This is a genomic window from Methanobacterium alcaliphilum (assembly GCF_023227715.1).
Classification (GTDB): domain Archaea; phylum Methanobacteriota; class Methanobacteria; order Methanobacteriales; family Methanobacteriaceae; genus Methanobacterium_E; species Methanobacterium_E alcaliphilum.
In genome coordinates this window covers 1-23,544 of sequence record NZ_JALKIF010000001.1, presented here as the reverse complement: position 1 = coordinate 23,544, position 23,544 = coordinate 1, and the positions used below count along the sequence as shown (strand labels likewise).

The window sequence follows — 23,544 nt, the reverse complement described above, 5'->3', positions numbered from 1 at the left end:
GGTGAGCCCATGTACAAAAAAATTTTATTACCAACCGACGGTTCAAATTTTGCTAATGTAGCTGCTGAACATGCAGTATGGCTTGCTAAGACTAGTGGAGCTGAAATTATTGCTTTGACCGTGATGGAAACATCTTCATTAGTTGGGCTTCCTGCAGATGATTTAATAGTTCGTATTAAAGAAATGCTGCAAGAAGAAGCAGGTAAATCTTTAGAAACCATTAATAAAATTGTTAAAGAAAGTGGTGCTGATATAAAACTTTCTATGAAAACTGAAGAAGGCTCCCCTGCAGAAGCAGTTTTAAAGACAATTAAAGATGAAGATATTGATTTAGTTGTGATTGGAACTTCAGGAAAACATGGACTTGATAGATTTTTGCTAGGGAGTGTAGCAGAAAAAGTCGTAAGATCGTCTTCTTGTCCCGTTTTAGTTGTTCATTAGTTAATTTGATTTTTAAATTAACTCATTTTAGATATTATAAATTATTTATAATTGATTAGTTGGTGTAATGATGCTGGTAAAAGACATCATGTCAGATGAAATACACTATGTTAAAGTACCGGGTAACCGTACAAGTGCATTAAATCTCATGAGGGAAACCAATGTTTCAGGGGTTCCCGTAGTTAAAGAAGGAACTAAAGAATTAGTAGGTATAGTCACCAGGTCTGATCTGGTGGGGAATCCTGATGAAGAACAAATAGCTCTAATAATGACTAGAAATCCTATTACGGCTAGTTCTGATGAAAATGTAAGAGTCGTAGCTTCTAAGATGCTGGAAAATAATATTAGAAGAATACCTGTAGTTGATGATGGCAAGTTAACAGGAATCATAACTTCATTTGATCTTGTTGCTTTAGCATTATCTGAAATTGAAATAAATGAACCTGTAGAAGAATACATGCTAAAAACTATTCCAACTACTTGGGAGAAAACCCCATTAAATATTGCATTTGAGATAATGAGATATTTCAACCTTAAAGTTTTACTTTCTTTAAATAAAGATGGAAAACTCGTTGGGGTTCTAACAGAAACAGATTTTCTTAATGAGAGTGAAGTTGTTTCTGAGAAAACTGTGCATAACACTTCTGTCGGTACTGAAGGGGATAAATGGTCCTGGGACAGTAAAAGTGTACTCTATGTTATTAAAAACCATCTTAAATTCTCTGATAAAGAAGTTAAGGATGTTTCCACTTCTGATGTTATTACTGCAACCACACGAACTACTGTAACTGATTGTGCTAAGAAGATGAAACAGCTCAATATAGAGCAGATACCAGTTATTAATGTGGAAGGGGATTTAGCCGGTTTAGTACGTGCTAATGATCTTATAAAAGCATTTATACAATAATAATACGGCTAATTAATTAAATTTTTACTTATTTATTTTTATTGATAGATTTAAAAACAATTTTTTCAACTGATTACAATGGAAGAAAAACGCACTATTAGAATAAAAACATATCCGGGAATTATCAGATTAGCTGCGAAAAATAAAGGCGATGTTTCTATTAAAAATATCCAACTAAAACTGGTATGGGGCTACTGTTGGTGGCAGGGATTTCCTCAAGTGGAAACTTTCTTAGAATTACTTGAGAAATCTATAAAACAGTTAATATATGCTGTTTATCCTCATCAAGAACTATTTTTGGATTATGATATTTTTACTAATGATTTATTAGAGGAAAGCTCAAAAGTGGAAATATTTTTTAACCATATCTCTGCAGATCAAAAGGAGTTTGAATTAATAGGGGATGTTTTAGTTTTACAAGGCCCTGATTTAAGAGGAACTTTTTCTAAAATGACTAGTTTTAGGCGCAAGATTAAAGAAAATATTCAAAAAACCATTTAATAAATTTAAAAAATCGATCTTCTAATTGCAGGCAAAACTTTAATTAGTAGTTTTTCAGCATCTTCTTGGTTTTTTACTTTTCTGGCAACAATTTTTCCTTTTTTAAATATTGTTACATTTTGATTTTCAACTTCCAGCATTGCAATACCCATTGATTCTGAACACTTTACAGCACCAATTGATTTCAATTCATTGCATGTGTTTTCAATATCTATCTCATAGGGAAGTTCTCTTTCAAACATGATCTTGTTTTTTTCTGCTTTGCAAGGTTTATAAATAACTAAATCGTTTTTACTTTCGCCGTATTCCCCTATATCTAAAGTAACTCTCTTAAAACCCACTGCTTTGAGTTCAGAATCTATGTGGTTAAGCGTTTCGCTATTTAAAAGGGAATCCATTTTATCAATTTGAATCTGAGCTACCCCATTTTGATCCCTTACACGTATGATTTGTGCCTTTGATAAACTTTTTAAAAGAGATTCTGCATATGATATTCTATTTATTTTTTTAGGAGTAATTTCATCGCCAGAAGATAATCTAGTTGCTAAACAAGTGGTAGATAAAGAGTAACTGATTTTTTCACTTTCCAATATTTTTAATACGTCTTCTTTGGTAAGGCCTGCTGTTACTAAAGGGCTGGAAATATTTTTTTGGTAGTTAACCATTATCCCCGGGCGATCTTCTAAGAGATCGCTTATATTGGTTCCATCTACAACTAAAGGATATTCCTCTTTTTGAGCAATTTCTTGCAACTTATGGTACATTTTGTTTTTACAGATAAAGCACCGGTTTGGATTATTCTCTTTAAATAGATCATCATCTAGAAAATCTTCTTTTATAATAACATGGTCAATGCCAATTTTTTCAGCTATTTTTTTAGCATTACGACTGCACTCATTAGGCATTACACCATTGTCTATGGTTACTGCCAGAGCTTTTTCTGTAACTTGGGATGCAATATATGCTAAGAGAGTGCTGTCTGCCCCTCCTGAAAAAGCAATAATGATTTTTTTAGCTTTAAGGATGTTTTTCACTTCTTCTAGTTTCTTATCCAGTTCCATGGAAGTAACCTCCAATTATTCAGTTATTTATATGAGAAATGGGATATTTTTGCAATATATTCTAGGACTTTTAATGCATCTTTTCTTTTTACGTCGCATCCTTCAGTATTTATAAAATTTCGAAGGTTAGTTATAGTTTTTAAATCCAGGCTAGATTCTTGAAAAATCTTTTCATAATTTCTTTTCGGGTAAAAAATTGACTTGGCAGTGTCAAGTAAAATTTTTAATTCATTTTTAGTTATAATGCCTTGATCTTCAGCTTGTTTAAAATTAAAAGTTATACTAACCAGTGCATCCGAAAGCTGTTCATAAGTTTGTGGGTTAAAAACAATGGCAACATCATCATCTGATTCAATTTCACCTTTTTTATATTGATGGTACACATAGCCTATTCCTTTCATGCCTAATTCATCTAATTCAGATGCTCTAAGAGCGCCCATGCTCGAACCACCCACAACAATAATTCCTTTTTTTAGAGCACTCATTATCTCGCGATGGGAAACTGCAGGTTGCTGATGAAAAACGCCATCAATAATGCCGATGATGTCTGGAGAATCATTTAATATGCTTAAAATATCTCCTCTTTTTATAGGTGGCCTATATTCGGCAGGAATTACCTTTTCTGCCTCCTGGGAATTGAGGGAGGGTCCAGTGAAAATTATTATTTTTTTATTAAATGGTTTATTTGAATTCATCATGCGCCTCTTTTATGAAAATGGGGATTTTGATGTTTATAACCTAAAAAATGACTATAATCTATTTTAATATTAATTTTTAGTGTAATTATCAAGATATAATTTAGTATTTAATTTAAAAATAGAAATAATTTTTGAGAAATTATTAATTTAAATTAAAGCTAACCTAAAAAGAGAAATAGTTTTTAATCATTTAAATGGATATTAAATTATTGATTTCTTCAACCGATCTCCAACACGATCTGAATCAACTGAAAAGACTTCCATTCCAGGGATTATGACTCTCACCACTGGTATTTTAATGTTTTCACGGGTCAAATCCACGAATAAAACTTTTTCAATGCCACATCTTTCTATCTCTTTTAGAGATGTGTTTATGTCTTTTTTAAATGAACTTGATGATTTATTTTTTAAATCTTCTAAATGAACTTGTTTATCCATTTCTCCGAACCAATGTTTATTGATTCGTTTCATTCTATCGTATCCCGCTTTACGCATGAAAACAGCTCTAACAGTATCTTCTCTGGTTCCATGGATTTGTGTTGCTCTACTTTGGGCAACTTCAGTTAAAGCTCTAATAACTGCTATTTTAGGATCTAAATGGGTACCTACGCCCATAGTTAATAAAGCAGGATCTTTTAAAACAGGATCATCAGCTACTGCAGCTATGGTGGTTACTTTAATGTCTGCTGTTAAATCGATAATTTTTATATTTATTTGGGCATCATTAAATTTAGCTAAAAGGCCATTAATAATTTCATTATCTGACTCTTCGCATTTAATTTCTGTTTTCTGGCAGCGGTTTACCTCAAAAATGCTCCAGGCATCTCTTTCAATCACTTCAGTTATGCCGTGAAAAACAGCTTCTTCAATCAGGTTACCTGACGCCAAACCATTGGTATTAGATTTAAATAGGAGTGCCGATTTTTCGCTGTAATACGGATGATAAACCGCATTAGCAGGAACTAAATATTTTTCTTCACTTTTTATATCCACTGCCTCTACCCACTCTAAGTCTTTCTCTATCATTCTAATGGAATTTTGGGGTAGAATAAGGGATTGGGGATTTATACAGTTATCAAGTTTTTCAAAATCGCCTTTGATAATTTTTGATTGATGTTCGCCTATTTTTTCAGCAGAATATCTTTCAAATGCTTCCATCATGGCAGATGCTTTTGCTTGTATTGGGGTCGCTCCTTTACCTGCGTATATACTCACTGCGCCTTCTTGAGCAGTAGGGCGTATAGCAGAATATACTGGTATTCCAACACGATCTAAGTGTGTAATATCTGTAATACGACTCACACCTGCTTTTTTTAATTTTTTTTCAACTTTCTCAATTGTTTGAGAAGGTTTCAAAGCACGATGTGTGCATCCAACGTATTTCACTGGAACATCTGAAAACATGTTAAATCACTATACTATTTATTATTTTTAGTAAAACCTTAAAAAATATTATATTGGGTTATTTATTATAATCCGCCGGTCATTGAATAGAAAGTCATACTGCCTGCAATTAAAATAGCAATAACCCATATTAGCGGGTTCCATCTGAATATTTTTGCACCGTCTAAAATTGCAAATGGAATTAAATTGAAAAATGCCAAAAAACTGTTTATAGCAAACCCTAGTTGTGTTATGGCTGATAATATGAGAGATCCCTGGACATAAGGAATCAATGCTAAGAAAATTAATGCTAATATGATGTTGGTGACTGGCCCAGCCAGTGATATTTTTCCATTTTGTTCTTTGTCTATATATTCTCCGTGAATATAGACCGCTCCAGGTGCAGCAAATACAAATCCAAAATAAGAGGTTACTAGTGCAAGGATTAATCCCTCTACCCATAATCTATATTCAGCCCAAAAACCATATTTAATTGCTACTAGTTTATGGGATAGTTCGTGCAGTACAAAGCCTAAACCAACTGCAATGAGGGTTATTGGGAAAAGACTAATTGTTAGGGTAAGATTTTTGTTAGAGAACGCAAAAGCAAAGACTAATGCAATCACTAGCATGGATATAATGATATCTCTAATTTCTCTTGAAGTGAATTTAACCATAATTATTAAAACATATTCTTAACATATAATGGTTTCCATAATATGCTTAAAATAAAAATAATATTCGTAAAATTAGTTTTAAACAAATTTAACATAGAAACTTAATGTTCCCTAGATAATTGATTTTGTTATATACGGGGATTATAAATATGTTCCTTAAATTTAATGATAAATTCACTTCCATTTTCATGGGTAATTTCCAGTTCGCCATCCAGCTGTTCCACTAATATAGTCACTAATTTTAAACCTAAAGAATTGCTTTCATATATCTCATTATCATTAAAACCAATTCCATCATCCATTAATTCCAGAACCAGATTTTCATTAAACATTTTAAATTTAATAAAAATCTCTCCAGTATTTCTACCTTTGAAAGCATGTTTTAAACTATTGCTGACAAGTTCATTGATAATAAGGCCACAGGGAATAGCAGTTTCAATTTCTAGATTTATATTATCTAAATCCAGTTTTAAATCAATCATTTTATCCATGGAATATGAATGGAAAAGGTAAACCATCATATTATTTACATATGTGGCAAAATTAATCCGGGCCAGATCTTTAGATTGATAAAGTTGTTCGTGTATAAGGGCCATGGATTTAATCCGATCCTGGCTTTCTTTAAAAATTTTTTTGTCCTGATTGTCTTTTATATTATCTGATTGTAAACTGAGAAGACTTGAGATAATTTGGAGATTATTTTTAACACGGTGATGTATTTCTTTTAATAAAACCTTTTTTTCTTCGAGAGATGCTTTAATCTTTTCTTCAGATAGTTTTCGCTCAGTTATGTCCCTTGCAACCATCACTGCATAATCAGATCCACTAAAATTAACAATACTGATGTTAACTTCCATGGTGATGTTTGAAGAATCTTTTTTTATAAAATTAATCTCAAAATTTTGCCCTTCTGGATGTTGTAATTTATTTATTTTATAATATTCAATATTCAAAAAAATATCTTTAACCACATGATGATCTTCAGAGTTTATTAATTCAAAGATTGGTTTTTTTAGGATTTCATGAGAAAAATAACCCAACTGAACATAAGCTGAATGGTTTAAATCATATATATGGGCTTGAGGCAATTTTATAAGAAAAATAGCGTCGTTTGCTTGATCTAAAAGCGTTTTAAATCTTTCTAATTCATTCAAACGTTCCTGTAACTCAGGATAATAACTTTTCTGGATTGATTTTTCACCAAATCCTATTATCTTTTCACGGAGTTTATCCCATTCATCAAAATTTTCAGAGGGCATTTCTAAATATCTCCTCTATATCCTGAACTGTAGGCCTCACGGGATTAGTCACTACGCAAGGGTCGTTCAAAGCCATTCTAGCAAGATCTTCTATGTCTTCTTCTTTAACACCTAAGTTGGATAAATTCCCCCGAATTTTAGCAGTTTCTTTGAGATTTTTAATGTGGGATATTAATTCTTCTTTTACTTGTGTATGGTTCAACCCATCAATATTTATGCCCATGGCCTGGCTGATTTTGGTGTATTTTTTTATTTCCGAATCAAAATTAAAGTCAATCACATGTTCAAGTAATATGGCATTACATTCCCCATGTGCTAAATCTTTTAAACCACCTAAACTATGGGCCATAGCATGAATTAAACCTAAACTAGCGTTTGAGAATGCCAACCCTCCTTCCAAGCTTCCCATCATCATCTTTGATCTTAATTCAATATTCTGTAAGTCGCCTAATACTGGAATAATATTTTCACTTACTAATTTGATAGAATCCAGAGCATGAAGATCAGTAATATGTGAACTCGCATTGGATACGTAAGCTTCTATAGAATGAATTAATGCATCAAAGCCAGTGTTTGCAGTAAGAGCTATATTCATAGTCATAGTGGATCCTGGATCAATAAGGGCAGCATCCGGCACGGTGGCTTTACTAATAATGGCAATTTTAACTTGTCTTTTGGTATCTAATATTATTGCAAATTGTGATACATCTGCAGAGGTCCCTGCAGTTGTAGGGATGCATATTAGTGGAGGTGATGGCATTGAAACTTGATCTACTCCTTCAAACTCAAGAATATGTTGGTTGTTAGAACTGACAATTCCAATTCCTTTTGCACAATCCATAGGGCTTCCGCCGCCTAATGCAATAATAAGGTTACATTCTTCACTGGAATATATTTCGGCACCTTCCATAACCTCATGATCTCTAGGATTAGGATTCACATTATCGTAAATTTCATATTCTAGATTTTCATTATTTAATAAATCTGAAAGTTCGTCAACTAATCCTACTTTAACTATGCCTGGATCTGTAACAATTAAAATTTTTTTAGCAGCTAGATTTTTTGCATATCGGCCTGCTAAAAGTCGGGCACCATTACCAAAAATAAATTCTGCAGTTACAAATTTTCTAAGATCCAATGGAGAAGACAACTAATCACCTCTTTGATTATCACATAAAAGGCTCATTATTATTTTATAAAAATTTGTTTAGTATTTATTTATTTAATAGTATAAAATTTAATAGGATGCTAATTAATCTTGGTTAATCTGTTAATAAATAATATAATGCTAATCAGAGGGAATGGTTATAAAAACTTAGTAGTTATATTTTCTATCAAATGTTTCAGGAGCTTGATCTTATTATTTGTGAATACTGTGCAATTGAAGGATATTATGGTACTCAAATTTATGAATTCGATAAATGGATTTTATATCTTGCTCCTAGTCAAAGATATTTCGGCACCTGTGTTCTGGCATTAAAAAGGCAATGCAGGGATTTGATGGATTTAAATCAATCGGAATGGTTAGAATTTGGAGAAATTGTTAAACTCTTAGAAGAAAGTTTGACAAGCCTATTTCAACCAGATCTTTTCAACTGGAGCTGCTTTAAAAACTCTGCTTTTAGATCAGATAATCCTGAACCTGAAATCCACTGGCATTTAATGCCTCGCTACAAAAATCCTGTAACTTTTAATGGAACCATTTTTGAAGATCCTGATTTTGGCTACATTCCTCAACCAATTACAAAGACAATACCTGCTGAATTAATGGAAATGTTAAAAAAATCGCTGGAATCAGTTATTCAACAAAAACAAATTTAATATGATTTAAAAAAGTAGTTTTTAATGATTTTTAATTGGAAGTGGCACTTATTTGAAGTTAATATATTTTATTAAAATAACGTAATTTTTAAATCAAATATAAATATACACGGATCTAATGGGATATTATTAAGGTGTTTTAGATTAGTGACAATAAACTGTATTGTGCTGATTTTAGACTAATGGGATATTATTAAGGTGTTTTAATGGATAATTTCAAACGATTATTGGAAAATATGGTGGAAAAGAATATTCCTGCTTCTTTATTCATGGAAAATAAAAATATTTTTTATCTAACTGAATTTAATCCTTCTAGTTTTGCTGTTTTGGTGATGATGGAAGAACCAGTATTATATGTAAATAAAATGGATTTGGAGGAAGCAAATAATTTTTCAAAAGTTCCGGTGGAAGAATTTAAATCATTTAAAGAATTAAAATCATTTATTAGTGATTTAGAAATATCTAAATTAGTTTTGGAGGATTCTCTTTCTTTAGGAATATTTAATAAAATTAAGGGGCCTTGGAATTTTTCATGTCAAGATTTAATATCTCCATTTAGGCGGATTAAATCTTCAAATGAAATAAATAAAATAAAAAAATCACTTTCTATTGCGGAAAAATCCATAAAACAGATTGATATTAGGGGGAATGAATGGGAAGTTGCGGCAGAATTAGATTATGTGATGAAAAAAAATGGTTCGCAAAAAACCGCTTTTGAAACTATTGTAGCATCGGGGCCTAGATCAAGCCTTCCTCATGCAAGGCCCTCAAAAAACTTAATAGATACCCCTGTTATGATAGATTGGGGTGCAGTATTTGAAAATTATTGTTCAGACTTAACTCGAACAATAGTAAAAACTGAAAAACAAGAAGAAATAAAAAATATTCTTTTAGAAGCTCAAAAAGAAGGTATAAATTCTATTAGTCCAGGTGTTCCGGTCAGTGAGATAGATTCTGTGGTTAGAAATGTAATTACAGAATATGGTTATGGTGATAATTTTATTCATTCCACAGGGCACGGTGTGGGATTAGAAGTTCATGAGGCGCCGTCACTGTCTATAAAGGACGATTCCGTTCTTGAAAAAAACATGGTAATTACCATTGAACCGGGTATTTATTTAGAAGGAGAGTTTGGGGTCCGTGTGGAAGACATGGTAATTGTTAAAAATCAAGCGAAGGTTCTAAGTAAGTTATCTCATGATTTATATTAAGAAATGATAGTAAAATGGCTTATTCTTTATCTAAATCATTTTTTAATGTTAATATTTGCTCATGATGATCTAAATCATTATTAAGTTGTCATTGTTAAATATTAAAACTAATTACTGGATTATAAATTTTTAAAATGTATTTGAATTTATTTGAAAACAAAGTTTTTAAAAACAAAAACCAAAGAAATAAAACAATGTATAAATATCATATATTATCATAATAAATATTGTATAACTAAATATTATATTAAAATTTATATTAACCAATCTAATCAGGTGGATAAATTGGCTGTTATCCCACAAGCACTCTCTCCAATAGCAAATATTATAGATGGCATCATACCAGACAATCTCCTTATTAAATTTCAGGAAATATTAATACGTAGTGGTATGTATGTCAAGGCATCAGAAATTCTTACTCTGGCATTTATTGCAAGTATATTCATAGGAATAATTGCGTTAGTAGTATCTTCTGTAGCTGAAATCGATCCCATAATTTCTGGCGTAGTTGGATTTTTAATTCCCCCAGTATTAATGGGTGGTTATATTTTTCTCATGATGGAACGCAGAGTAGATGCCATCGAACAGACCACACCTGATTTTTTAAGGCAAGTGGCATCTCTACTTAGAGCTGGTGTGGGTTTGGAAACTGCACTTGAAGATGTATCTAAGCATGGTGGAGGCCCTCTAAATGATGAACTCAAAAGAGCAGTTATTGAGATAAAAATCGGCCGTACTTTTGATGATGCAATCATGTCCATGGGTGAAAGATTAAAATCAAAAAATCTGGATAGAACATTCCGTATGATACTGGAAGGCCGAAGAGCTGGAGGTAGTCTTTCAGATGTTATTGAAACGGTTGCTGAAGATTTAAGGGCAGTTTTAGCTTTAAAACGGGAAAGAAAAGCTAATGTAATGATGTCGGTCATGTTTCTGATTATTGCGGCTATTGTTGCAGCACCTTTTGCTTTAGGGATGATAATGGTTTATTCGGGGTTCATTGAATCTTTGGGAAAACCCAATCCATTATTAGGTGCAGCAGTAACTGCAGCCGGTGGTTATATTATAATTCACTCCGTCATCGCAGGATTATTAATTGGTATTATATTGTATGGTAGCGCTAAAAAAGGAGTTAAATTTGCCGTGCCATTAGCTATTGCTGCTTATGGTATATTCCTTTTAGTTGGAAAATTTGGAATTCTAGTTGTCGGAGGTTAGGGTGTTTAAAATGAATATTTTTAAAGATGAAAGAGCTCAAGGATCTGCAGAATTAGTACTGCTCTTTGGTGGAATGATAGTTATAGTTATTATAGGTGCATTATCGTATCGAAATTATGTTACTAATATTGGTAATGAGATTAATTCCACTGATGTTCAAGAAATGACTAATTCCATACAGAATTTGAAAAACGATTTCTAATTTTTTATATTATTATTTATTTATTTTATTTTTAATTACTAATTCTCTCAAAAAAAGGAGATTTGATGATGGAAATGCTGATAAATGGGGAATTAATAGATTTAGATGAAAAAATTGATGTATTAAATCCATTTAATAATGATATAGTTGGTACTGTACCTTTGGGGAATTCAGAACATATTAAAAAAGCAATAAATGCTGCTAATGATGCAAAAATTGATTTAAATAATATGTCTTCTAGAAAAATATCGGAAGCCCTTTACAATATTTCCAATGAAATTTCAGAAAAATCAGATGATTTTTCAAAGTTAATCACATTAGAAACTGGAAAACCTATTAGTGCAGCTAAAGATGAAGTTAAAAGATCAGTAGATACTTTTAAGTTTGCTGCTGAAGAATCAAAGCGTATTTATGGTGAATCAATTCCTTTAGATGCGGGGATTGGGGGTAAAGGTTTTCTTGGGTTTTCTATAAAAATTCCATTAGGGGTTGTTGGTGCAATTACTCCTTTTAATTATCCTTTGAATTTGGCTATACATAAATTAGCTCCGGCTCTAGCGGCTAAAAATGCTGTTATTTTAAAACCCTCATTATCCGCTCCTTTAACTGCTATTAAATTATCTAAAATAGTCGCGGACTATTTCCCTAAAGGTTCTATGAATGTAGTCACCGGTAGGGGGAGTGTTATTGGTGATGAATTGGTAAGTAGTGATTTGGTGAATAAAATTTCATTTACTGGTGGCGTAGAGGTTGGAAAAAGAATTTCTCAAAAGGCAGGGATGAAGAAAATAACACTCGAATTAGGAGGTAATGATCCATTAATAGTTTTAGGAGATGCAGATTTGGATGAAGCTGTTTTAGGGGCTGTAAGGGGATCTTATCTCAATGCGGGACAGGTTTGTATTGCAGTAAAACGTTTAATTGTAGATCATAATGTTGCAGATGAATTTGCTGAAAAAATCACCAAAAAAACTCTAAAACTCAATGTGGGGGATCCTTTAAATCCAAAAACTGATGTGGGGCCATTGATTAATGTTGAAGCAGCGTCACATGTAGAAAATGTAGTTAATGATGCTATAGATAAAGGTTCTCAATTACTATGTGGTGGCGAAAGGAAAGGCAATATTTACATGCCTACTGTTCTGGACTATGTTAAAAGTGAAATGCCCGTTGTAAACAGTGAAACATTTGGCCCTATTTCTCCAATTATAAGGGTAAATGGTATTGAAGAGGCAATAAAAGTTGCAAATGACACCCAATATGGTTTACAGGCAGGCATATATACTGAAAATATTCATCATGCACTAAAAGCCGCTAAAGAAATAGATGCGGGATCTGTCATGATTAATAAGCAGTCAACATTCCGCACTGATAATATGCCTTTTGGTGGGTTTAAAATGAGTGGCCTTGGAAAAGAAGGCTTAAAATATGCAATCGAGGATATGACCCGCACTAAATTAATTGTTTTAAATACTAATTAAAAATAATTCTTTTTTCATTGAAGAGGGAATATAAAAAATTAATTGAAAGGAAAATTGGAATTATCCTTTTAAAAAGTTTTCAACTAAATTTCTGGCTTCATTTAATGCGTCTAAAGGTATTCCGTGGGGAATTTCACCTAAGTTCCCATCAACATTTTTCAAAATACCTTCCCCTGCACCTAAGAACATTCCTTCACTAGTTACCCCCATAAATGTGCTGGGCGGTAGCAGTGAGATAGCCACATGGTTTCCATCTTTTACTTCTAAATCATTGGTAACTATGGTCATGGCCCTCAAACCCACATTAACATTACAAATAAGTAAATTGTCAGCTTGGGGATGTTTACTAACACTCATAATTTCACCTACGATAATGTCAATTCCAATTATGGGGTCATTAATTGGACCAAGCGATATCCGCTTTTCTAAATTTAAGAATGTATTAAGGAAAAATCTAACTTTAGCTATATTTTCTTCGAGTTTTTCTTTTTCATCTCTATTTGCAAGTTCAAGGAAATGTTTACTCCAATCTTCACCACCTAAATATTCCTGAATCTTTTCTATTTTTTCTTTTAGGGTGCTGATTTGAGGGGATACCAGGAGATCTTGAGGTTCCATATAAGAATAAATAATGGCTTGTAGTTCTCGACCCATTTCACGGGCGGTTTGAATAGCTAACTTCTTTTTCCAATGCCCCTTGAAATTTCCTCCTTCTATAGTCCTTGTAAATAAATCTATTGATTTTTCTGCAACTAATAATCTGTAATCTTTACTGGTATCCCACATGGTATCACTTTTTGAATTATTGAGTAATTAGACATAATATTTTATATTTTTGTTTGCATTTTTATTTTAATAGAATTATAAAAAATATGTTTTCAGAGTACAAATAAATACTTACTTGAAATTAATCATTAGTCTGTTTTCGGTACTAAAGTATTTAAGTTATTAAATGATAAAATATCTAACAATTATAAATTTAAAAGTTATTAAGACTTTGAAATGTCTTTCAATTAAAATGGAATATTATTTAAAAATCTGGTGGTGGAAAAATGGTTGAATTATCCAATCTTTATGGTCTAGACATATATACGGTCCGGGGAAATTATGTGGGAAGAGTTCAAGATGTAGTTCTCAACATTAAAAAGGGTAGAGTTTCCAATCTTAAAGTTAGGGCTATGAGTCCTGATAAAAAAAATGTAGGGCTTAAAGAAGTAATTAAAACCAGCATACGGATAGTTCCTGAAGCAGATGAAATAAGACCTCTTCGAGAAGATGGAGTCATGGATATTTCTTATGATCGTGTTCAGGCTGTTGGAGATATATTACTAATCACTCCATTAACACCTCCTGAGAAGAAACCAATCACCACACAATAACTTTTTTTTTAATTTATTAATATTTACTAACAGAATTATTTAATAATGCATTTTACAGTATATTCATCTGATTAATTAGTTTTAATATATTGATTTAGTAATTTTCTTTTTAAGCGAGGATATTTTATGATAGTGGGAATAATCGGCTGTGGGGCAATAGCAAATATTATTACAAATTTTGCTCTGGAAGACAAATTAGGAGTCGAATTAAAATATTTTTATGATCGGGATGTTGAAAGAGCTGAAAATTTAGCTTCTCAAATTGACGGAACTGCTGTTTTAGAAATAGATGACATGTTGGATCAGGTGGACATAGTTATAGAAGCGGCGGCTCCTGCTGCTGTAGTGGAGGTAGTTCCAAGAATACTCCAAAAAGGTAAAAATGTCATTATCATGAGTATTGGTGCTTTAATGGATGCAGATATCAAAAATAAGCTTGAAAAAATAGCACGAGATAATAATGCTCGTGTATACGCACCTTCTGGAGCTATTGTAGGATTGGATGGAATAAAAGCAGCTTCAATTGGTACTATCCGAAAAGCTACATTAACTACTCGAAAACCACCTAAATCATTAGGTATGGCTACTGAGGAGAAAAAAACTTTATATGAAGGTAAAGCATCTGAGGCAGTAAAAAAATTTCCAGTAAATATCAATGTAGCTGCTGCATTAAGCATTGCTTGTGGAATGGATGTGGATGTGAAAATAATAGTGGATCCTGAAGTGGATCGAAATGTCCATGAAGTTCTGGTAGAAGGGGATTTTGGTGAATTTAAAACCACCACCAAAAACATAAGATGCGCAATAAACCCTAAAACTAGTGTTTTAGCAGCATATTCTGCTATAAAACTTCTTAAAAGTTTAAATGAGAATTTTATTGTGGGTACTTAAATATTAGGTTAATGCGGGTTGTTAATTTTCATGAGGGAATATGAAATTTTTTCTAATTTAAAAATGCCTGGAGGATCCAGGATTCTGCTTAGACTGGATGGTAGGGGGTTTTACAATTTTTCTAAAAATATTGGGCTTAAAAAACCTTTCGATCCTTTTTTTGCTGAGGTAATGGTAAATACTGCTATTAATATTTTTCGAGAATTCGCCCCATCGTTTATTTACACATTTTCTGATGAATTCAATATTGTACTGGATGATGTTCCGTTTTCGGGAAGATTAGAGAAAATTGATTCTGTTTTTGCAAGTTTTACAGCAACATCATTCTTATTTAACTGGGCTCGAAGTAAATTTTTAGAAAAATCAGAGATTAAAAATGAAGAGCTTTTTAAGACATTAAGCGCGGTTTCATTTGATTGCAGAGTTATTCCTTTATCTCGAGAATTAGTAGGTGAGTATTTTAAACAAAGGCAAAATGAAGCTTGGAGAAATTGTCTTAATGGTTATACTTACTGGACTCTCAGAAAAGAAATGGGAAAAAATGAAGCCATGGCTAACTTAAATGGTTTAAAAAGCAATCAAATGCACGAATTACTATTTAAAAGAGGCATAAATATTGCAGAGGTTCCTTCATGGCAAAAAAGGGGCGTAGGAGTATATAAAGTGAATAAAAAAGTAGTTGGTTATAACCCACTAACTAAAGAAGAAGTTTCCACAACTAGAAAAAAAATAAGCACGAACTGGGATTTACCTTTATTTAGTGATGATTTTTTTAAAGTTATTTTAGATAAATAATTATATTTTTATTAATTAGGACGATTATATTTATATTTAATTAAATTTCAAGAAAATAGGGCTTTTAAAATGGGTAAACTGGATGATATTCTATCTCATATATTGGGTACAGATAAGCAAAAATTCAATCAAGTTCAAATAGATCGGGAGGTTATAGATGAGATTATACAGATAGCTCGAGAATCTTATCCTCTGGAATTTGTAGCGCTGCTTCAGGGAAAAATTGAGAAAAACATATTGCACATTTATGCTTTAATTTTCCTTCCTGGAGAAACATCATCTGAGGGAGCAGTTATGGAAATATTGATGCTTCCACCAATGTCTGGTGCTATTGGTTCAGTCCACTCCCATCCAGGGCTAAGCAATACCCCCTCTCAAACAGATTATATGATGTTTTCAAAAAATGGGTTATTTCATATGATAATTTCAGAACCATATGACTTGGATAGTATTGCTTCTTATGATACATTTGGAGAAAAAATTGATTTTAAAGTTATTTAATTAATTATTCACTTTTTTTTTAAAAAAAAAGTAATTAATTTTTATAATCATTGGGTTTAATTTTAAAAAAATAAAGTAGAGATATAGAAAATATTTGTTTAGATTATAAATCTAGGGCAACTGCATCTTCTACATTATCTAATTTTATGACATCCTCAATTACTGCTTGAGGAACTTTCTGATCTACTTTTAGAACCATCACCGCTTCTCCACCAACTTCGCGCCGACCAACTTGCATGGTGGCAATGTTAATGAAATGTTCTCCGAGTTTAGTTCCAATGGCACCAATAGTACCGGGTAAATCCTGGTATCTAGCAATTACCATAGTCCCTTCAGGTTTCACATCTACCCAGTAACCATTTATTTTAATAATTTTAGGTTCTTTAGTGTAAGCCCCTTCAATCTTAAATTCCCCTTCTTCACTTTTAACTGTAACCATTATAATGGATTTGTAACCGTCGCATTCTGATCTTTTGCTTTCAGTTACTACAATGCCTCTATTGTGTGCTATAGATGGTGCATTAACTAAATTAACAGGTTCAGTTAGTATTGGATTTAGAATACCTTGTAATATTGTTCGGGTTAAGATGTCCTGTTTTGGTATTTCTGCTAATTCTCCGCAGTAGGTAACATCCAGTTCTTTAATGTTTCCTGGAGTGCCCTGTGCCACAAAACTTCCTAATTTTTCTGATAATTTGATGTAGGGTTTCATTACTTGAAATGTTTTTGGATCTAAAACAGGCATGTTAAGAACATTTTTAGGAGATCCTCCTTTAAAAACGGTTATGATTTCATTAGCCACAATTAATGCTGCATCTATTTGAGCTTCAGCAGTGGATGCTCCGATATGTGGCGTAACAACTATGTTGTCTAAATCTAAAAGTGGACTTCCTTCGGGAGGTTCATTTTCAAACACATCCAATGCAGCCCCACCAATTTTGTTTTGTGTTAATGCTTCATAAAGTGCATCTTCATTAATAATGCCGCCTCTAGCACAGTTAATAATAAAAGCACTTTCTTTCATTATTTCAAATTGGTCATAGGAGATGCTATGTTTGGTCTCAGGGGTTAATGGCACATGGATGGTTATAACATCTGCTTCTTTAAGCACTGTTTCCAAATCAGCCACAGCTACACCCATTTCCGCTGCTGCTTCTTGGCTGATGTAAGGGTCATAAACCATAATGTCCATACCAAATGATTTAGCACGGATAACGACTTGAGAACCAATTCGACCCATTCCTACAATTCCAAGGGTTTTATTGTTTAATTCCATCCCCATAAATCTGCTTTTTTCCCATTTGCCTTCTTTCACAGATTTATCTGCTATGGCTATTTTTCGAGATAAAGATAACATTAAACCCATGGCATGTTCGGCCACAGTAATGGAAGTGGATTCAGGAGCATTGATTACCATTATTCCACGTTCTGTGGCTGCTTGAACATCTACATTATCCACTCCAACACCTGCTCGGGCAATAATCTTTAGCTTAGGTGCGGCTTCAATAACTTCACGAGTTACTTTTGTTCTGCTTCTAACTACGATAGCGTCAAAATCTTTAATACTTTTAACCAGTTCTTCTGGTGTAATCTGTGTATCAACAATTACTTCAGCAACCTCTTCAAGATCAGAGATTCCTTTTTCATTGATTGCATCAGCGATAATTACTTTCTTTTGATCCATAATCTCACCATCTATTTCTCTAATTATTGGTATGGATTAGAATGCATTTAAATATGATGACTAATTCTGGTTAAAAATATATTAATTAGCAATAATGCAAGAAGATAATAAAATTATAAATTATATTTAGATAGACTTAATAAATGGAAAATTAATTTGAATGGATAAATATCAATTTAAAAAGGAGATCAAAATGAAAATAGAAGAATTTATTGTTTCCAGTGCAAACCACGTGCCGGGATATGAAATAGTAGAAACTAAAGGATTTGTGTATGGGCTCACTGTACGAAGTAGAGGTTTAGGTGGTCAACTAGGTGCAGGTATCAGGTCCATGTTTGGTGGTGAAATTAAAGAATATGTTAAAATGATGGAAGAATCTAGAAACGAAGCATTAAACAGGATGATCCGTCATGCGGAAGAGCTGGGTGCTAATGCAATAATAAGTGTACGATTTGATTCTGATGAAATTTCTAATGTGATGCAGGAGATATTAGCTTATGGGACTGCAGTAATTGCAACTGAAAAATAAATCAGAACTTCCCTTAAACTCTATTAACTTTTTTCAATTAATTTTATTAACAATCTTTTTTAAAAACAATGAACATGTTTGAAGGTTACATCAAAGTCAATGATAAGGAACTACCCAAAACAGCACTGGGAACAGCTCCATTCACAGCAGCTCCTTATTTTGGCCACCGATCGAGATTATATCAACTGGATCTTTATCAAAGACCAGAAAACATCGTAAAAATTATTAAAAAATCTCATGATCTTGGTATTAAGGCCATTCAGGTTATTCCAGAAAAACCCATTATAAAAGCTCTTAAAGAAGTTTTAAATGATGGTATGGAGCTGGATATATGGGGAACAATTCGAAAAGAAAATATGGAAAATGATTTAAATTTACTATCTGATCTTAATGCTAGTGTGATGTTTTTAGATGAGTGGTTAACTGATAAATCAGAAATGAGTTTAGTTGGAGATTTATTGAAACAGATTACGGATAATGGTGCTATATCTGGATTGATAACTGCTTTGCCTATGGAAACAACGCCTAAATTACTTGATTCTTCAATTAAAGATATCTTTGATATCTACATGATCCCTGTAAACAAGATAGGGTATATGATGGATTACCCAATATTCATGGATAAGGAACGTACAAATCTAGCAGAAATGCTTCAAAAATTAGATAAAATCGTTATGGCTAGTAAAATATTGGCAGTTGGGATTTTAAATCCAAATGAAGCATTAGATTTTTTGAAAACTCTAAATTATGTGGATATGGTAACTTTGGGTATTGCATCTGAGAGAGAAGCAGAAGAAACATTTGGCTTACTTTTTAAAAAATAATTTACTTTTAAAAGAATCAGGTCGAAGTTAATTTTAAGATAAGATAAATAACATATTATTTTTAATTCTTTCTTTCTTTAATCATCTTCATGAGTTCGCTGGGTGTTTCCATTTCTCCCATTTCCCAGCTTTTAATTACAGGAATACCCTCTAAAGATTCTTTAATTTTTTCATTATCCAGTATGAAAACTGCATCAGAACCACTAATAAGTGAAAGGTCTTTAAGAGAGATAGCCATTCTTTTCAATGTGCGCTGATTTCTATTCCTCTCTAGGTTTGTGATCAAAGCATTATCTGCAGTTTTAGTTATCTTTCTCTGTTCTAACTTAGCTAAAGCATCAAATGGGGTTTTCTGGGTGGGAATAACGCCAAACCCTAAATCAATCAGTTTTTGAGGGTGGCTGTTTTTAATATTTTTATTTACTTGTTCTTTATGGATATCATGTTTCTTGTCATGGTCCGGAACTTTAAAAAGATCTATAGAAAGAGTAATTTTGAGGTTTAAAATATCTTCTAGCATCATAGCAGTTTCAGGGCATGCCCGCACAATACCATGTTCGTATTTATAGATAGTTTCTCTGGAAACATGGGCTAAATCCGCAAGATCTTTCAAAGAAAGATTATAATCTTCACGGACTTCTTTTAATATTTCCCCGTTAATCTGAACATAATATCCACCACGGTCTGCTAAAATTTCAGGATACTCTTCTTCGATAATCATATTTTTAAGGGTATCCAGTGCAATTACAGGTATGCCGTGTCTTTCATAGACAACATCTTCTTCCAAGTACTCGCTTTTTGATTTAAGCCCTACGATTAAAGGGGATGCCAAAAATGCATGGGAAAGCTTCTTTATTTCCTGGGCCTGAAGTCCATTAATCCCATCTATATTAACTAAAACCTTTAATAGTAGAAGCAATAACTTTCTTCGAGCCATCATATCAAAACAACTTCTATCATATATATGGGAAGTTTCAAAACCATGATTGGCTAAAAGATCATTAATCTCTTGGAGGACATGATTCCTCTCTAAAGTACTCATATAATCACCGGTGAATAATATGTATGAAATTTATGTTGGAATAGATGATACAGATTCCCCTGAAGGAATGTGCACTACTTATATATCTTGTGTAATTATCAATAAACTTAAAGATTTTGGTTATAATATCAAGGGATATCCTAAATTAATTAGACTCAATCCCTTTGCAAGATTCAAGACTCGGGGTAATGGAGCGGTAACTTTTAAATTAATAGTTAATAACTTCTCATCACTTCCTGAAGTTAAAAAAATCATCCTAGATGCCGTGGAAGAATTCTCACATATAGAAAATGATAATACTAATCCTGGTGTAATTTTTTACCATGGAGAAATAACTGAGAATCTTAAATCATTTTCCACAAAAACGATTCAGAGTATAGTTACCATATCTGAGGCAAAAAAATTGGCTGAAGAGATAGGTGCCGAGATCCATCAATTTAAGAAAGGAAGAGGTATTATTGGGGCATTGGCGGCTATTGGCTGTTTATTAAATGACAGCACTTTTGAATTACTATCTTATAGGGTTCCTGAAAATTATGGTGCTCCCCGAAAGATAAATGAAGATTCTGTAATTTTAATGAATGAAAAAACGTATCCTCAAACTTTTGATAATATTGATAATGGATATATGGCAATTGAACCTCACACGCCGTGTCCTATTCTTTATGGAATTAGGGGCGAAAGCCCCCAAGCTGTTTTAGAAGCCCATAATCTGATAGAGATTCATGAACCTCTTGAGGGTTATTGCATTTTTGAAACTAACCAACATACAGATATGCATATTCAAAAAATTGATAAAATTAGTGAAATGGAACAATTTGGATGTTATCAAATTGAAGGCAGTGTCAAAGATGTTCCCCATGTAATTGAGGGTGGACATATATTCTTTTATTTAGAAGATGATTCTGGGAAAATCGAATGCGCGGCATATGAACCAACTAAGGGATTCAGGAACATCATAAAAAAACTACGCCCTGGGGATGAAGTAGTTCTCTATGGAGGTATTGGAACTCATCAGACCCTTAATATAGAAAAAATCCAAATTAAAAAATTAGAATATCAATTTGAAGAAAAAAATCCTGTGTGCGAATGTGGAAAACGCATGAAGTCTGCAGGATCAGATAAGGGGTTCAAATGTCCAAAATGTGGGTTTAAACTTAGAGATGGATCTAAAATTTTAAATCCTGTTAAAAGGGATTTAAAACCTGGTTCTTATGAAGTTCCGCCGTCTGCAAGACGCCATTTATCTAAACAACTTGTTAGGATGGGCAAGTCATAAATTAATTCCCTATTTTTTCTAATTTATTAATCAGAATAATGAATATAATTTCTCATTTTAAATTAATTAACAAAAAATTTATTTATTCTGCAACCAGTGTACCATCATATGATTACGCAAGAGTTGGCAAATTTTATTGTTTCTTTAAAATTTGAAGATATTCCTGAAAGTGCAGTGGAAAAAGCAAAAATATGTTTTCTGGATTTTTTAGGAGTATCATTAAGAGGATCATTCACTAAAAGTTCTCAGATTGCATTAAAAGTTATATCTGATTTAAATAGCTTTAATTTGAATATGGGCGATTCAACCATAATTGGTAATGGAAAATTTTCCTCAATGGAAGCTTCTTTTTTAAATGGAATCTCAGCTCATTCACTTGATTTAGATGATGGGCACAGGTTAGCTCAACTGCATCCGGGATGTACTGTTATCCCTGTGGCTTTAGCACTGGGAGAACATTTAGATAAAATGGGGGATGATTTCATAACTGCACTGGTTGCAGGGTATGAAGTGGCCATTGTTCTTGGCAAAATAATCAATCCACGCCATAGAAATAGGGGTTTCCATAGCACAGGTACCATTGGTGCTTTTGGTGCAACTGCCGCAGCTGTAAAAATACTTGATTTAAATGAAGATGAAATTAGCAATGCATTTGGTTTGGCGGGTACTCAGTCAGCGGGTCTTTTAGAATCAGACCATGCTGGAACTATGGGAAAACATATCCACGCAGGTAAAGCCTCTCAGTGTGGAATTTTATCTGCACTTCTATCTCAAAATGGTTTCACAGGACCTTCCAGTATCTTGGAAGGTGAAGAAGGATTTTTTAACGCTTTATGTGGAATGAATTTAAATGCAGATGGTTTTGATGAATTAAAACATGAATTATTCTTGGATTTAGGTAAATTCCATATTAATGATGTTTACCTTAAAAGATATCCAGTTTGCAGACACCTGCATTCAACTATTGATTCGGCTAGGAAAATCTTCAATGAAATAAACCTTAAAAATCTAGAATTAAATCAGATAGATAAAATAACTGTAAAAACATATAAAATTGCTGCAGAACATGATAATTATGATCCTCAAACTCCAGAAGCAGTTAGACAAAGTTTGCCAGCTAGTCTAGCTATCGCTATTTTAAAGGGGGATATAAATTTAGATTATATGATGAACGGATCTGAAATCAATAGTTCCATGCGAGAAATTATTGATAAAATCAGCATAGAAATTGATGAAGAGTTCGATGCATTACAACCAGATAAAAGACCAGCTAAGGTCATAATTGAGTTTAAAGATTCATTAAATACATGGGATTCTAAAAATACAAAATCTCAAAAACCTTATTATCTGGAAAAAACTACATTGTTACCGCAGGGTGAACCTGAAAATCCATTTAAAAAGGAGGATATAATTAAAAAGTTTTCTTTACTTAATCCTGAATTTAATGATAAAAATTTTTTTAATCTTAAAGAAATGATTTTTAAAATAGAGTCATTTAAAGTTAGAGAATTAATGGATTGTTTTAACTTTTAGATTGAAAATAGGGGTGTGCTGGATTTCTAAAAAAATGATATCAATTATACAATTTTCATGATTTATCCCATTTTATTATATTATAATAATAGAAATCTATAGAACTATTTTTCTTATTATTAAAACAGTTGTCTAGTTAAATTAAAATTCATTATTTGGATTTAATTTAATGTATGGGGTCTTATAATAATTTTTTTGATAAAAATAGAGTTTAATATTTTATATAT

General features: G+C 32.4%; 25 protein-coding genes. 16 read left to right on the top strand and 9 right to left on the bottom strand.

Going from position 1 to position 23,544, the window contains the following annotated elements:
- The first annotated feature begins 9 nt into the window (after positions 1-9).
- The 3 genes from MXE27_RS00125 (at position 10) to MXE27_RS00115 (ending at position 1,849) form a co-directional block, all read left to right on the top strand.
- Positions 10-441, top strand: coding sequence for a universal stress protein (locus tag MXE27_RS00125; protein ID WP_248610363.1), 432 nt, complete (start codon positions 10-12; stop codon positions 439-441).
- A gap of 70 nt (positions 442-511) precedes the next feature.
- Positions 512-1,348 (top strand): CBS domain-containing protein, encoded by an 837-nt coding sequence (locus MXE27_RS00120; protein WP_248610362.1) that lies wholly within the window; start codon positions 512-514, stop codon positions 1,346-1,348.
- Between the two features lie 78 nt (positions 1,349-1,426).
- A complete protein-coding gene (locus MXE27_RS00115; RefSeq protein ID WP_248610361.1) occupies positions 1,427-1,849 on the top strand; it encodes a hypothetical protein in 423 nt (140 codons plus the stop codon).
- A gap of 5 nt (positions 1,850-1,854) precedes the next feature.
- On the opposite strand, the gene larE is transcribed toward MXE27_RS00115, so the two are convergent.
- The 6 genes from larE to ercA form a co-directional block, all read right to left on the bottom strand.
- Complete coding sequence (larE, locus tag MXE27_RS00110) at positions 1,855-2,910, bottom strand: ATP-dependent sacrificial sulfur transferase LarE (protein WP_248610360.1); 1,056 nt, start codon at positions 2,908-2,910, stop codon at positions 1,855-1,857.
- Positions 2,911-2,933: 23 nt separating this feature from the next.
- Complete coding sequence (locus MXE27_RS00105; protein WP_248610359.1) at positions 2,934-3,605, bottom strand: TfuA-related McrA-glycine thioamidation protein; 672 nt, start codon at positions 3,603-3,605, stop codon at positions 2,934-2,936.
- A gap of 204 nt (positions 3,606-3,809) precedes the next feature.
- A complete protein-coding gene (locus tag MXE27_RS00100; protein ID WP_248610358.1) occupies positions 3,810-5,012 on the bottom strand; it encodes a YcaO-related McrA-glycine thioamidation protein in 1,203 nt (400 codons plus the stop codon).
- A gap of 65 nt (positions 5,013-5,077) precedes the next feature.
- Positions 5,078-5,668 carry a site-2 protease family protein gene (locus MXE27_RS00095; RefSeq protein ID WP_248610357.1) on the bottom strand — a complete coding sequence of 197 codons (591 nt, stop codon included), beginning with the start codon at positions 5,666-5,668 and terminating at the stop codon, positions 5,078-5,080.
- Between the two features lie 128 nt (positions 5,669-5,796).
- Positions 5,797-6,927, bottom strand: a complete 1,131-nt coding sequence (locus MXE27_RS00090) for a sensor histidine kinase (RefSeq protein ID WP_248610356.1) — start codon at positions 6,925-6,927, stop codon at positions 5,797-5,799.
- A complete protein-coding gene (gene ercA, locus MXE27_RS00085; protein ID WP_248610355.1) occupies positions 6,917-8,077 on the bottom strand; it encodes an alcohol dehydrogenase-like regulatory protein ErcA in 1,161 nt (386 codons plus the stop codon). Before ercA ends, MXE27_RS00090 begins: the two co-directional genes overlap by 11 nt.
- Positions 8,078-8,265: 188 nt before the next feature.
- On the opposite strand from ercA, the gene MXE27_RS00080 reads away from it, so the two are divergent.
- The 5 genes from MXE27_RS00080 to MXE27_RS00060 all read left to right on the top strand — a co-directional run bounded on the left by MXE27_RS00080 (position 8,266) and on the right by MXE27_RS00060 (position 12,860).
- The gene (locus MXE27_RS00080; protein WP_248610354.1) at positions 8,266-8,748 is read left to right on the top strand and encodes an HIT family protein; all 483 of its coding nucleotides are present in this window, start codon (positions 8,266-8,268) and stop codon (positions 8,746-8,748) included.
- Positions 8,749-8,954: 206 nt separating this feature from the next.
- Positions 8,955-9,959 (top strand): aminopeptidase P family protein, encoded by a 1,005-nt coding sequence (locus tag MXE27_RS00075; RefSeq protein WP_248610353.1) that lies wholly within the window; start codon positions 8,955-8,957, stop codon positions 9,957-9,959.
- A gap of 285 nt (positions 9,960-10,244) precedes the next feature.
- On the top strand, positions 10,245-11,177 hold the full coding sequence (locus MXE27_RS00070) for a type II secretion system F family protein (protein WP_248610352.1): 933 nt from the start codon (positions 10,245-10,247) through the stop codon (positions 11,175-11,177).
- Positions 11,178-11,187: 10 nt separating this feature from the next.
- The gene (locus tag MXE27_RS00065) at positions 11,188-11,379 is read left to right on the top strand and encodes a class III signal peptide-containing protein (protein WP_248610351.1); all 192 of its coding nucleotides are present in this window, start codon (positions 11,188-11,190) and stop codon (positions 11,377-11,379) included.
- 68 nt (positions 11,380-11,447) lie between these two features.
- The gene (locus tag MXE27_RS00060) at positions 11,448-12,860 is read left to right on the top strand and encodes a lactaldehyde dehydrogenase (RefSeq protein WP_248610590.1); all 1,413 of its coding nucleotides are present in this window, start codon (positions 11,448-11,450) and stop codon (positions 12,858-12,860) included.
- Between the two features lie 60 nt (positions 12,861-12,920).
- Here the strand turns inward: MXE27_RS00060 and MXE27_RS00055 are convergent, their stop codons facing one another.
- On the bottom strand, positions 12,921-13,646 hold the full coding sequence (locus MXE27_RS00055) for a tRNA-binding protein (RefSeq protein ID WP_248610350.1): 726 nt from the start codon (positions 13,644-13,646) through the stop codon (positions 12,921-12,923).
- A 266-nt stretch (positions 13,647-13,912) separates the two neighbouring features.
- On the opposite strand from MXE27_RS00055, the gene MXE27_RS00050 reads away from it, so the two are divergent.
- From MXE27_RS00050 to MXE27_RS00035, 4 genes are all read left to right on the top strand, one after another.
- Positions 13,913-14,239: a PRC-barrel domain-containing protein gene (locus MXE27_RS00050; RefSeq protein ID WP_248610349.1), complete on the top strand. Its 327-nt coding sequence runs from the start codon at positions 13,913-13,915 to the stop codon at positions 14,237-14,239.
- A gap of 126 nt (positions 14,240-14,365) precedes the next feature.
- Positions 14,366-15,130 carry an aspartate dehydrogenase gene (locus MXE27_RS00045; protein WP_248610348.1) on the top strand — a complete coding sequence of 255 codons (765 nt, stop codon included), beginning with the start codon at positions 14,366-14,368 and terminating at the stop codon, positions 15,128-15,130.
- Positions 15,131-15,160: 30 nt separating this feature from the next.
- Positions 15,161-15,925, top strand: coding sequence for a tRNA(His) guanylyltransferase Thg1 family protein (locus MXE27_RS00040; RefSeq protein WP_248610347.1), 765 nt, complete (start codon positions 15,161-15,163; stop codon positions 15,923-15,925).
- Between the two features lie 69 nt (positions 15,926-15,994).
- On the top strand, positions 15,995-16,426 hold the full coding sequence (locus MXE27_RS00035) for a Mov34/MPN/PAD-1 family protein (RefSeq protein WP_248610346.1): 432 nt from the start codon (positions 15,995-15,997) through the stop codon (positions 16,424-16,426).
- A gap of 103 nt (positions 16,427-16,529) precedes the next feature.
- Here the strand turns inward: MXE27_RS00035 and serA are convergent, their stop codons facing one another.
- Positions 16,530-18,110: a phosphoglycerate dehydrogenase gene (gene serA / locus MXE27_RS00030; protein ID WP_248610345.1), complete on the bottom strand. Its 1,581-nt coding sequence runs from the start codon at positions 18,108-18,110 to the stop codon at positions 16,530-16,532.
- Between the two features lie 193 nt (positions 18,111-18,303).
- Between serA and MXE27_RS00025 the strand changes: the two genes are divergently transcribed.
- Positions 18,304-18,639 carry a heavy metal-binding domain-containing protein gene (locus MXE27_RS00025; protein WP_248610344.1) on the top strand — a complete coding sequence of 112 codons (336 nt, stop codon included), beginning with the start codon at positions 18,304-18,306 and terminating at the stop codon, positions 18,637-18,639.
- A gap of 74 nt (positions 18,640-18,713) precedes the next feature.
- Positions 18,714-19,463 carry an aldo-keto reductase family protein gene (locus MXE27_RS00020; RefSeq protein WP_248610343.1) on the top strand — a complete coding sequence of 250 codons (750 nt, stop codon included), beginning with the start codon at positions 18,714-18,716 and terminating at the stop codon, positions 19,461-19,463.
- 61 nt (positions 19,464-19,524) lie between these two features.
- On the opposite strand, the gene MXE27_RS00015 is transcribed toward MXE27_RS00020, so the two are convergent.
- On the bottom strand, positions 19,525-20,505 hold the full coding sequence (locus MXE27_RS00015) for a transcriptional regulator (RefSeq protein WP_248610342.1): 981 nt from the start codon (positions 20,503-20,505) through the stop codon (positions 19,525-19,527).
- A 19-nt stretch (positions 20,506-20,524) separates the two neighbouring features.
- Between MXE27_RS00015 and MXE27_RS00010 the strand changes: the two genes are divergently transcribed.
- Both MXE27_RS00010 and MXE27_RS00005 read left to right on the top strand, forming a co-directional pair.
- Positions 20,525-21,784: a tRNA(Ile)(2)-agmatinylcytidine synthase gene (locus MXE27_RS00010; protein ID WP_248610341.1), complete on the top strand. Its 1,260-nt coding sequence runs from the start codon at positions 20,525-20,527 to the stop codon at positions 21,782-21,784.
- Between the two features lie 108 nt (positions 21,785-21,892).
- Positions 21,893-23,317, top strand: coding sequence for an MmgE/PrpD family protein (locus MXE27_RS00005; RefSeq protein WP_248610340.1), 1,425 nt, complete (start codon positions 21,893-21,895; stop codon positions 23,315-23,317).
- Positions 23,318-23,544: the final 227 nt, after the last annotated feature.

Coding starts and splice junctions, on each gene's coding strand:
- MXE27_RS00055 (WP_248610350.1), bottom strand. CDS start 13,646: ATGTGGGATACCAGTAAAGATTACAGATTATTAGTTGCAGAAAAATCA.
- MXE27_RS00095 (WP_248610357.1), bottom strand. CDS start 5,668: ATGGTTAAATTCACTTCAAGAGAAATTAGAGATATCATTATATCCATG.
- serA (WP_248610345.1), bottom strand. CDS start 18,110: ATGGATCAAAAGAAAGTAATTATCGCTGATGCAATCAATGAAAAAGGA.
- MXE27_RS00105 (WP_248610359.1), bottom strand. CDS start 3,605: ATGAATTCAAATAAACCATTTAATAAAAAAATAATAATTTTCACTGGA.
- MXE27_RS00075 (WP_248610353.1), top strand. CDS start 8,955: ATGGATAATTTCAAACGATTATTGGAAAATATGGTGGAAAAGAATATT.
- MXE27_RS00035 (WP_248610346.1), top strand. CDS start 15,995: ATGGGTAAACTGGATGATATTCTATCTCATATATTGGGTACAGATAAG.
- MXE27_RS00050 (WP_248610349.1), top strand. CDS start 13,913: ATGGTTGAATTATCCAATCTTTATGGTCTAGACATATATACGGTCCGG.
- MXE27_RS00120 (WP_248610362.1), top strand. CDS start 512: ATGCTGGTAAAAGACATCATGTCAGATGAAATACACTATGTTAAAGTA.
- MXE27_RS00115 (WP_248610361.1), top strand. CDS start 1,427: ATGGAAGAAAAACGCACTATTAGAATAAAAACATATCCGGGAATTATC.
- MXE27_RS00100 (WP_248610358.1), bottom strand. CDS start 5,012: ATGTTTTCAGATGTTCCAGTGAAATACGTTGGATGCACACATCGTGCT.
- MXE27_RS00015 (WP_248610342.1), bottom strand. CDS start 20,505: ATGAGTACTTTAGAGAGGAATCATGTCCTCCAAGAGATTAATGATCTT.
- larE (WP_248610360.1), bottom strand. CDS start 2,910: ATGGAACTGGATAAGAAACTAGAAGAAGTGAAAAACATCCTTAAAGCT.
- MXE27_RS00010 (WP_248610341.1), top strand. CDS start 20,525: ATGTATGAAATTTATGTTGGAATAGATGATACAGATTCCCCTGAAGGA.
- MXE27_RS00080 (WP_248610354.1), top strand. CDS start 8,266: ATGTTTCAGGAGCTTGATCTTATTATTTGTGAATACTGTGCAATTGAA.
- MXE27_RS00040 (WP_248610347.1), top strand. CDS start 15,161: ATGAGGGAATATGAAATTTTTTCTAATTTAAAAATGCCTGGAGGATCC.
- MXE27_RS00005 (WP_248610340.1), top strand. CDS start 21,893: ATGATTACGCAAGAGTTGGCAAATTTTATTGTTTCTTTAAAATTTGAA.
- MXE27_RS00045 (WP_248610348.1), top strand. CDS start 14,366: ATGATAGTGGGAATAATCGGCTGTGGGGCAATAGCAAATATTATTACA.
- MXE27_RS00125 (WP_248610363.1), top strand. CDS start 10: ATGTACAAAAAAATTTTATTACCAACCGACGGTTCAAATTTTGCTAAT.
- MXE27_RS00060 (WP_248610590.1), top strand. CDS start 11,448: ATGGAAATGCTGATAAATGGGGAATTAATAGATTTAGATGAAAAAATT.
- MXE27_RS00090 (WP_248610356.1), bottom strand. CDS start 6,927: ATGCCCTCTGAAAATTTTGATGAATGGGATAAACTCCGTGAAAAGATA.
- MXE27_RS00065 (WP_248610351.1), top strand. CDS start 11,188: ATGAATATTTTTAAAGATGAAAGAGCTCAAGGATCTGCAGAATTAGTA.
- MXE27_RS00025 (WP_248610344.1), top strand. CDS start 18,304: ATGAAAATAGAAGAATTTATTGTTTCCAGTGCAAACCACGTGCCGGGA.
- MXE27_RS00020 (WP_248610343.1), top strand. CDS start 18,714: ATGTTTGAAGGTTACATCAAAGTCAATGATAAGGAACTACCCAAAACA.